The organism is Streptomyces sp. NPDC102462 (assembly GCF_044765425.1).
Classification (GTDB): domain Bacteria; phylum Actinomycetota; class Actinomycetes; order Streptomycetales; family Streptomycetaceae; genus Streptomyces.
Genome location: NZ_JBIWKB010000057.1, coordinates 48,321 through 57,554 on the forward strand (window position 1 = coordinate 48,321; position 9,234 = coordinate 57,554).

Annotated in this window: 8 protein-coding genes and 2 pseudogenes; 8 read left to right on the top strand and 2 right to left on the bottom strand. The window is 69.6% G+C overall.

Going from position 1 to position 9,234, the window contains the following annotated elements:
* Positions 1–51: 51 nt before the first annotated feature.
* Entirely contained in the window at positions 52–837 is a 786-nt protein-coding gene (locus ACIRFL_RS34685) for a PIG-L deacetylase family protein (protein ID WP_404036686.1), read from the top strand.
* Here ACIRFL_RS34685 and ACIRFL_RS34690 read toward each other — a convergent pair.
* Positions 829–1,341 (bottom strand): GNAT family N-acetyltransferase, encoded by a 513-nt coding sequence (locus tag ACIRFL_RS34690; protein WP_404036689.1) that lies wholly within the window; start codon positions 1,339–1,341, stop codon positions 829–831. The genes ACIRFL_RS34685 and ACIRFL_RS34690 overlap by 9 nt on opposite strands.
* A gap of 355 nt (positions 1,342–1,696) precedes the next feature.
* A complete protein-coding gene (locus ACIRFL_RS34695) occupies positions 1,697–3,472 on the bottom strand; it encodes an IS481 family transposase (RefSeq protein ID WP_404036708.1) in 1,776 nt (591 codons plus the stop codon).
* Between the two features lie 530 nt (positions 3,473–4,002).
* On the opposite strand from ACIRFL_RS34695, the gene ACIRFL_RS34700 reads away from it, so the two are divergent.
* The 7 genes and pseudogenes from ACIRFL_RS34700 to ACIRFL_RS34730 all read left to right on the top strand — a co-directional run bounded on the left by ACIRFL_RS34700 (position 4,003) and on the right by ACIRFL_RS34730 (position 9,113).
* Positions 4,003–4,251, top strand: a complete 249-nt coding sequence (locus tag ACIRFL_RS34700) for a hypothetical protein (protein ID WP_404036692.1) — start codon at positions 4,003–4,005, stop codon at positions 4,249–4,251.
* 391 nt (positions 4,252–4,642) lie between these two features.
* On the top strand, positions 4,643–4,879 hold the full coding sequence (locus ACIRFL_RS34705) for a hypothetical protein (RefSeq protein WP_404036694.1): 237 nt from the start codon (positions 4,643–4,645) through the stop codon (positions 4,877–4,879).
* Between the two features lie 110 nt (positions 4,880–4,989).
* A pseudogene (locus ACIRFL_RS34710) lies at positions 4,990–5,494 on the top strand (RNA polymerase sigma factor).
* Positions 5,491–6,309: a zf-HC2 domain-containing protein gene (locus ACIRFL_RS34715; RefSeq protein WP_404036697.1), complete on the top strand. Its 819-nt coding sequence runs from the start codon at positions 5,491–5,493 to the stop codon at positions 6,307–6,309. Before ACIRFL_RS34710 ends, ACIRFL_RS34715 begins: the two are co-directional and overlap by 4 nt.
* A gap of 32 nt (positions 6,310–6,341) precedes the next feature.
* A complete protein-coding gene (locus ACIRFL_RS34720) occupies positions 6,342–7,151 on the top strand; it encodes an ABC transporter ATP-binding protein (RefSeq protein ID WP_404036700.1) in 810 nt (269 codons plus the stop codon).
* A pseudogene (locus ACIRFL_RS34725) lies at positions 7,148–8,541 on the top strand (hypothetical protein). The gene ACIRFL_RS34720 and the pseudogene ACIRFL_RS34725 overlap by 4 nt, the downstream one beginning before the upstream one ends.
* Positions 8,538–9,113 carry a hypothetical protein gene (locus tag ACIRFL_RS34730; protein ID WP_404036703.1) on the top strand — a complete coding sequence of 192 codons (576 nt, stop codon included), beginning with the start codon at positions 8,538–8,540 and terminating at the stop codon, positions 9,111–9,113. The pseudogene ACIRFL_RS34725 and the gene ACIRFL_RS34730 overlap by 4 nt, the downstream one beginning before the upstream one ends.
* The last annotated feature ends 121 nt before the right edge of the window (positions 9,114–9,234 follow it).

The following is a 9,234-nucleotide window of genomic DNA, read 5'->3' on the forward strand; positions in this document are numbered from 1 at the left end:
CCGGCACCGGCCACCTCCCGCTACCGCGTTCCACAGAAAGGGTCTTACACCGTGCCTCCGTCCTCTTCTGGGTCCCGGCCGTCCCTGCTGGGCGTCTTCGGCCATCCGGACGACGAGTCCCTCCTGGCCGGCGGCGTCCTCGCGCAGCACGCCGCCGCCGGCGCCGCGACCGCCGTGGTCACCGCCACCTGGGCGCCCGACAGCCACCGGGCCGGTGAACTCGCCGACGCCCTGGGCATCCTGGGGGCGGGCAGGCCGCGAATGCTGGGATTCGCCGACGCCCGCATCCCGGACTCCGCGCCCGGCCGCCCCCGGCTCTGCGACGCCCCACTTGAGGAGGTGGCAGGGCTGATCGTCGAACACATCCGCGCCGTACGGCCACAGGTCCTCGTCACCCACGACGCCTACGGCCAGCTGACCGGCCACCCGGACCACCTACGCACCCACCAGGCGACCCTGCTGGCGTTCCACGCCGCAGGCCTGGAACACCTCTACCCGCAGGCCGGGGCTCCTTGGCAGCCCGATGCGTTGTACGCCGCGACGCATCCGCATTCGGGGGTGGGCGCACTGGGTGCGCTGTTGACGCGGGTCGGCAAGAAGGTGCTCAGCGTGCCGGACGGACACGTCACCGAGACGGTCGACGTGAGCGACTGCATGGACCGGAAGCTGGCCGCGATCTTGGCGCACCGCAGCGAAGCCGCGCGGGAGCGGCCCCTTCCTGGAATCCTCTCCCGGCTCCCCGCAGCGGAGCGGGAGCCGATCACCGCGACGGAGTACTTCACCCTCCTCGGCAGGAGGCCGGCACAGGGCGGGGCCGCCCTCCAACCGTCACCGTGAACTGCTGCCTAGGGGCTTGGTCATGGCCCGGTTGACTCGGGGATCGCGTCCGGCGACGTAGGAGGGGCAGGGCAGGTAACCGGCTCGGCGGTAGAGAGCGAGGGCGGCGGTGTTGCGCCGTCCGGTCTCCAGCATGATGCGCGTTGCTCCTCGGCTGGCGGCATGCCGTTCGAGGTGTGCGAGGAGGCGCTGGCCGATTCCGTAGCCACGGGCTTCACCGGAGACGTACATCCGTTTGATCTCCGCAGTGTGCTCGTCGAGGAGGCGTACTCCTCCGCACCCGACCGCCTCTTCGCCGACGTGGGCGATGAGGAACAGCCCGGGCGGGTCGAAGTCTGCCTCGGGGGTGGTGTCCGGGTCATCGGCGAAGCCGTACAGGCCGAGCTGTTCGGCGCGGAGGGCCTGGGTCAGGCGGCGGGCGTCCGGGTGGTCGTAGGGCGCGGCGGTCACGGAAGGCGTCAGGCGTATCGCGGCTGGGGAGCCGGGGACGGTGGGCATGGTCATGAAGCCGATATTGCCCCGACAACTGCGGTGAGTGCACGGGCGCCTGAGACCGCCCCCGATTCCTTGCGTACTTCAGCCGATAGCCCTCTTCTGAGTATCTGCAACCTGTGGAAGCCAGCGCACAGCGTTGCCACGAAAGGACTGGTTGACCGGAATGAGATCAGAGCCGCTGGTGTCGTCCAGCGCCGTGACGTTGATGCCGAGCTCTGGAACGCCACTGTCGATCGCCGCGATTCGACTGCCGCAGTTAGGACAGAAGCCGCGCTTGGTCTCGTGACGGTGTGAGGTCCCGAGAGATCTTGGACAGTTTGGTCCCAGGAGACGCTGGACGTCACCGGTAGATGCTGGACAGTCGCTACTTCCTCGTGCGCGCGACCGCCTTGAACTGCCTGATCGGTTTGTCGCTGGTGCGGTAGTGGGTCGACAGTTCGATGTCGCCGTCCAGGACGCGGAAGACGGTGTCCTCGATGAGGATGTTCACGGTTTTCCCGGCGTGAGGCCGGCCGATCCGCAGGCGCTGGCCGCCGACCATCACCACGCCGTCCGCAGGCACTTTGCGCTGAGCCCGCAGGGCCTTCGCCGACGGCGGGATGATCGCGGTACTCGGGCTGCGGGCCCCGCTGATCTGGGCTCGTTGCTCCGGTGGGATGGGCGCAGGCAGTGTCTTGACCACGCGGCCGTCGGCGATGACGTGCATCAGCTGGCCGTCGAACCGCAGGGTGACCTGCTGTCCGGCCAGCTGGGCCGCGAGCTTGACGCGCTGCCCGCCCAAGCCGACGTCACCGTCCCGGCCGACCAGCCGGTCGACCTCCACCACGAGCGGGGCCTGCGCCCCTTCGGGCAGGGCTGGGGCCGCTGGTTCGGGGCCGGCGATCCGCCCGCCGCGCTGCACCAGCGCCTTCAGGTCGGCCGCGGTGAACTGGGAGGTGCGGGTGCGGGCGAGTTCGCCGTCGATGAAGACGTGGATACTGCGCTCGTCGGCCCAGACGGTGGCGGTGCGTCCGCCCAGCGCGGCAGGGAACTTCAGCTGCTGGCCAGAGGGCAGACACAGCCTGCCGATTGGCGAGATGAGCGCCTCGAACTCCACCGCCCTGATGTGGGATTCGTCGACGGGCAACCGCGGTGACGGCAGCAGTGCAGGCAGCTGCGGCGCCAACAGTTCGGCCGTCGCAGGCGTTGTCCCATCCTGCGGCTCAGGCAGGTGGACCTCGTGTCGGTCCTGCGGTGGGTTCGTGGCCGCAGGGCGGAAGGCGGCAGCGGGCACCGCCATGTCGAGCGCTTGGTGCGGCCGGTTGTGGTTGTAGCCGTGGACCCAGGCGTCGATGGCAGCCTGGGCTGTTGCCTGGTCCGCGAACGGACCGACGTGGTCGAGCAGTTCACGCCGCAGGGACTTATGGAACCTTTCGATCTTCCCGGTGGTGGTCGGTGATCGGGGTTTGGTCAGCCGGGCGGTGATGCCGTTCTCCCGGCAGATCCGTTCGAAGAGGACCTCGGCCGGGACCGGCTTGGTGAAGCGGCCGGTGAACTGCTTGCCGTTGTCGGTCAGCACCTCCGACGGCACCCCGTAGGTGGTCATTGATTCGGCGAAGGCGGTGCACACCGCGCGGCCGGACGGCTGGGCGACCACCTTGGCGATCACGATGAACCGTGAGTGGTCATCGATGCCGGTGACCAGCTTGCACTCGCGCCCACTGGCAAGGAACACCCCGCCCATGATGTCCAGCTGCCACAGCTGCATCGGAGCGTCGCGCTGCCAGCGGCGGTAGACGCGGCGGTGGTTCTGCTCCTGGTGGTTGATCAGTCCGTGCCGGGTCAGGATCCGGTGCACGGTAGACCGGCCTGGCACCGGCACCAGCCCGCGCCGGCCCAGCTCATGGACAATCCGGCGGGCGCCCCAGCGAGGGTATGACCGGCGCAGTTCGCAGACCAGGGCCTCGACTTCGGCAGGCACCTGGTGCGGCGAGACGTGCGGTCGGCGCGACTTGTCCACCAGCGCGTCCAGCCCGCCGACGTGGTACCGCTCGATCCAGGTGTACACCGACTGCCGCGACGCACCGAACTCGCGGGCCACCTGCGCGACCGGCGCCCCGTCCAGCACCTGAAGTACTGCCCGGTACCGGTGCTCGGCCATCCACCGCCGGTCGTCCACCGGCTCCGGCTCACGCGTCTCCGTCACGGAAGCACCAACGAGCCACGGTCGTCCAGGATGTGCCGAGACCGTCAAATGTGCTGCGGGACCGTCCAGCATCAACCGGGACAGAACTGTCCAACAACCCATGGGACTTCACACTACGGGGAGAACGAAATGGCCGTTGACAGAAATCCCGGTGAGAACGATCGTGGTCGTCTAGCGCACGTGATCGGCCTGGTGCGGGGGTTCGGAGGAAGATCCTCGATCGCTGTCGGGGCATGGCTACCGTCCGCCGCATGCCGGTGGAACTTTTTGACTGATGAGCAGGCTGTTATCTGGATCTTTCATCCTCCCTGGTCGGTCGGAGCTGTGGTTTCGTGTTGCTGACAGCGTCAGCCACGTGCCGTCCCAGCGTGCTGTGACCGAGTGTCCGGTCGTCCGAGGTCCGTGGACAGCAACGTTGTCGTGGGCATGGGACGAGTGGTTTATCGAGTGGCCGTGGTGGGTGACGCCGAGCCAGACTCAGGGGCATGGACGGCACGGTTGCCCAGCGGGTTGGCGAACTGGACGCAGAATCGAGCGAAATGGCAGAGGACGCCCAGCATGCGCTGATCCCTATGGGGCCAGAAGCGCTGAACGAGCTGATCGCGGCCGTACCTGGTCTGGGACCGTTCGGACAACTGTGTGCCATTGAGGTCTTCACCGCGCTGCAGGATCCACTGCCGGGTGACATGCTGGTCGGCCTGCTGGACAGCGGGAACTCCACCGTTCGCCAATGAGTGGTGTGCAGCGTGAAGTCGCAGGTCGCGGGTCTGGTGTGAATGACGAGTGGGGTACTCGCGCCGGTCGGCGGCCGATGACCTGGTGTAGATCATTGGGTGGGTCCGGTTCCGGTGGGTGCCTGGTTCGGCTACGCCCGCGACTTGTCCCCGCCTACGATCCGTCGGCAGGTCGACCCGCCACGGGATCGCGGGAGGGCCTGGGATGCAGGAGCGGCAGTGGATCACGGCTCGCCGGAACGAACTGGACGCCCTCGCCGAGTAGTTGACCAAGCAGCTTCAGGAGGTCTAGGTCGAGCGGGACGAACTGGCCATCGCAGAGCGGGTGTTGAACCGCCTGGCCGAGCAGGTTCAGGCCGACACCGGGGCTGTCGCTTCGGTATCGGTGAAGGTGGCAGGGCGGGCAGTGCTGCTCATCCCGCACCGCAGCGACGCGGCCGGTGAGGGCGCGTTGCCCGGCGACTGTCGCAGGATCCTGGCGATCGTGCGGGAGGCCGACGGGCCGGTGCGGGTCAGGGCGGTCGGCGAGCGGCTGGGCCTGGACGCCTCGGTGCGCGGCAAGCTGGAGCCGCTGCGGGCGAAGATGACCAAGCTCGCCCGAAGGCCAAGACAGCAAGACGCCCTGTGACGTGGATCACAGCAACGGGATAACCTGTCGCCCGGGCCGGGCGTCTAGCAGGTGTGAGATCAGTCAGAGCAGCGCTGCACGAGGTGGACGAGGAGCGTCTCGTCCGGCTGGTGGCAAAGGGCGACCGTGCCGCGTTCGAAGAGTTGTACCGGCGTACGTCGCCGTGGATGGCGGTGCGGCTGCGCCGCCGGTGTGTGGACGAGCAGATCGTCGCGGAGGTCATGCAGGAGACCTACTTGGCGGTCTGGCGCGCGGCGGGTGCGTTCGCCGGGGCCGCGGTCGGGGGGACGGCCACCGGTTGGCTGTGGACGATCGCGGCGCGCCGCCTCGTCGACGCGTTCCGGCGCAGGGCGCACCACGCGGAGCCGCCGCCGGCCGCAGCTGCGCCCGAGGCGGCGCCCGCCGCCGAGGAGTTGGCGCTCGCAGGAACCGTCGACGGTGATGTCGGGGACGCACTGAGGTGCCTCGCGCCGGAGTTGAGACAGGTACTGCAGGCCATGGTGCTCGACGGGCTGTCCGTCCGTGAGACCGCGGTGCTGCTCGGGCTTGCCCGAAGGCACGGTCAAGACCCGTGCCCGCCGGGCCCGTATCGAGATGCGGAGGGCACTGGCATGAGTATCGAACACGCGTCGAAGCGGATCATCGAGGGGTATGTGCGCGGCGGCGCGGGCCTCTCCGCCGACGAGGTGTGGGCCGTGGAGGCGCATCTGGAGATGTGCCGGGTGTGCCGTGACCGGTTGTCTGCCGCTGTCGGTGCCGGGGTGCCCGCCGCGGCGTCGCTGGTCGACACCGTGTGGTCCGGCCTGGAACCCCAACTCGCGGTCACTGCCACGATGCCGCGCCGACGGCGCTGGTCGGCGCCGCTGTCGAGGTGGATGACGCCGACGATGGTGCCGTGGCTGGCCATGGTCGTGGGCGTGACGCTGCTGGCCCTGCTGCTCGATCTGTCCGACACGGGCTCCGGCGAGGTGTCGTTGGTGCTGTTGTTCGCGCCGGTCCTGCCCGTGTTCGGCGTCGCGGCGTCCTGGTCGCGTGGTCTGGACCCTGTGTACGAACTGACGGCCTCGGTGCCCAGGGCCGGGCTCTATCTGGTGCTGCGACGCACCGCGTCCGTGCTTGCCGTGGTCGTCCCCGTGCTGCTGGTGGGCGGTTGGGCGACGGGGGTGATGGTGGCCCAGTGGCTGTTGCCCTGTCTGGCCTTCACCTCGACGACCCTGGCGCTCGGCGGTGTCGTCGGTGTGATCCGCGCAGCCGTCGTGCTGGCCACTGTCTGGGCCGCCGTGGTGGTGGCGCCGACCCTGGCCACCAGCCGTACGAGCTTCGCTCTGCAGACGGGCGGTTTGCCCGCGTGGGGGCTGATCCTCGCGATCGGTATCGGTGTCGTGATCGCCCGCAGAGGCGCGTACACCGTGCTGGGAGCTCATCGATGACCATCGGAAAGAACTTCGGAAAGGAACACCACATGACGTCCGCCGTGAGCGCGGCCGACATCGCACCGACGGCCTACGCCTGGGAGATCCACGCAACCGGGCTGAAGGTCAGGGTCGGCAGGAAACGGATGGCCGTCGACGGCCTCGACCTGTCGCTGGGCACCGGCGTCCACGGACTCCTCGGCCCGAACGGGGCGGGCAAGACCACCCTCATCCGGACGCTGGCCACCGTACTGCGCCCCACCGGGGGCAGCCTGGAGCTGCTCGGCGAGTCCGTGGGCGGCATGGGCGAGTACCGTGCGCTGCGCCGCCGGATCGGCTATCTGCCGCAGGAGTTCGGCTACTACAAGCGCTTCACGGTGCGCGAGTTCGTCGAGTACATGGCGTGGCTGAAGGAGGTGCCGAGGGCGGACATCCCCGCGGCGGTGCAGCGCGCTGTGGAACGGGTGGGTCTGGCGGACCGCGCCGACGAGAAGATGAAGGCCTTGTCGGGCGGCATGGTGCGCAGGGTCGGTATCGCCCAGGCCATCGTCAACGATCCGACGATTCTGCTGCTCGACGAGCCGACGGTCGGCCTGGACCCGGCGCAGCGGCTGCGCTTCCGCGAGCTGCTGCAGGAGTTGGGTACGGACGCCTGCGTGCTCGTCTCGACTCATCTGGTGGAGGACGTCGCCGCCGCCTGCACCGACGTGGTGCTCTTCGCCGAGGGCCGGCTGGTCTTCCAGGGCCCTCCGGACGAGCTGGCCTCGGCGGGCGGCCCCGAACACGTGGGGGACAGCCCGCTGGAGCGCGGCTACTCGGCCCTGCTGCTCAACCCCGAGCAGGCAAGGGGGACTTGGTGAACGCCCGCGTCCTGCGTATCGAGTTGAGGCGTTCGGTCGCCCCGTGGGCCGGCGTCGTGGTCCTGGTACCGGCGCTGGCGTTCCTGTACCTGCTGAACGGCGCCTGGTGGAGTGGCACCACGGCATGGACGGCCCAGTGGACACCACTGGCCCTGTGGACCCGCTCCCTGCTGTTCTACCTGTGGCCGCTCGCCGTGGGGCTCGGGGCGCTGCAGGGACTGCGCGATCACCGCTCGAAGATGTCCGAGCTACTGACGAGCACGCCGCGGCCTGCTCGGCACCGCGCGGCCATCCTGGCGGGCGCGACGGCGATCACGCTGGCCTCGGCCTTCGCGTTCCTCGTCCTCGTGGGTGGGGTCCAGGTGCTCGCCCACACCGAGTACACGCACTTCGGGTGGCTGCCGATCTCGCTGGTGGGGGCACTCTTCCTCGTCGCGGGGGCTGTGCTGGGCATGGGGGCCGGGAGGGCCCTGCCGTCCCCGCTCACCCCGCCCGCGCTGGCCATGGGCGCCTTCGTGTTCACAGCCCTCATGCACATGTCGCTGGGCCGGACGGAGACGGACACGGCGGACGGGTTCACGAGCACGGAGCCGAACCGGCTCTCGCTGCTGTCACCAACGGTGGACGAGGTGCGCGAGGCGTTCGTCACGCTCTCCGCCTCCGTGCACGTCGGCGCAGACGATCTGGCTGCTCGGCATGGCCGGGACCGGCTTCGCGCTGCTCGTCGCCGCGACCCCGCGCGCCCGGCTGACCGCCTTGACGCCCGTCCTGGCGGGTGCGGCGATCGCCCTGCCCGTCCTCCCCGCCGACGCGCGCCGGATGTACGTCGTCGACGAGGCCGCTGCGGAGCTGGTGTGCGACGGCCCCGTGTGCGTGACGAAGACGCAGCAGGCACGACTCGCGGACCTCGCGGGTCCCGGTAAGGAGGCGCTGCGGCTGCTGCCCGGTGCCCTGAGTGATCAGGCGCCGGTCTCGGTCCGGGAGAACACCGCCGTACTGCCAAAGGGCTCCACGCCGCAGTGGTCCCGCAAGACCGTGCTCCTCGACTTCGACGACGACATCGTCGCCACCGCGAAGGGCAAGGAGCTCACCCGGGCCCTGATCGCCAAAGGCATGGTGCCAGGGTGCACCCCTGTCGGCTGGAGCGGCTTCGGGGGGATGAATACGCGCAGACCATCGCGGTGGGCTGGGTCCTCGGGGACCTCAAGCCGCTCCGCGGCACGCCGGCAAGTATGCGCCGCGAGGTCGAATCCGAGACCCGCCCAGTGTGGAAGAAACTCAAGGCGCTTCCCCGGTCCGAGCAGCTCTCGCGGATCAACGCGATGCGCGGTGCCGCGCTCTCCTGCGAGGGCGACCCGTTCGAGGTGCTGTCGGCGGTGCGTCCCGGTGAGATGGCTGACGCTGTACGCACGCTCGCGTCAGGTACCCGCGTCGCTCGCCGCGGTGGTGATCGGCATGGTAGCGGTGTGGGCACTCGCCCGGGACGAGGGCGCGGGCCCCGGTGATCCACGGCTGCCCGTGCTCGTCCTCGCCACGGGGGCGATGGCCTTCTCGATCGGGCTCGGCGGGCAGGACCTCGCGCTGGACCGGACGGCCGCGATCCGCTGGGTACCTCGCAGAACGGCGCACGTGCTGCTCGCCGGCGCGGTCGTCGCCACGGCGCTGCTGACAGCGCAGACCATGGGCGCGTCCATGGCTACCACCGCGTTCGTCGTCCGGGACAGCGCGGGCCTGATGGGACTGGTCGCCCTGGGCGCGGCGCTCTCGGGCGGCCAGTACGCATGGACGCTGCCGTTCGCCTGGCTCTCGTTCTCGTTCTTCGCCCCGCCCCCGACGAGTGCGCCCATGGAGGTGGCGATGTGGATGCTGCTGCCTCCCGGCACGGCAGCGGGCACCTGGACGGCCCTGGTCCTCACGGTCGTCGGCAGCGCGGCCTACGCCGTCGCGGGACCGAGGCGGTAGCGAGTGGCAATGCCGCGCCAAGTCTTCGGGGCTTGACCCCGGATCTTGGACACCCGAGAGACTTGGATCTTGAGTCCAGGAGAACGGATGTCCCGTGGTCATGAAGCACTATCCGCCAGAG

Excerpts from the sequence above, each read along its gene's own strand:
- ACIRFL_RS34690 (WP_404036689.1), bottom strand. The coding sequence starts at position 1,341 with ATGACCATGCCCACCGTCCCCGGCTCCCCAGCCGCGATACGCCTGACG.
- ACIRFL_RS34695 (WP_404036708.1), bottom strand. The coding sequence starts at position 3,472 with ATGGCCGAGCACCGGTACCGGGCAGTACTTCAGGTGCTGGACGGGGCG.
- ACIRFL_RS34700 (WP_404036692.1), top strand. The coding sequence starts at position 4,003 with ATGGACGGCACGGTTGCCCAGCGGGTTGGCGAACTGGACGCAGAATCG.
- ACIRFL_RS34715 (WP_404036697.1), top strand. The coding sequence starts at position 5,491 with ATGAGTATCGAACACGCGTCGAAGCGGATCATCGAGGGGTATGTGCGC.
- ACIRFL_RS34720 (WP_404036700.1), top strand. The coding sequence starts at position 6,342 with ATGACGTCCGCCGTGAGCGCGGCCGACATCGCACCGACGGCCTACGCC.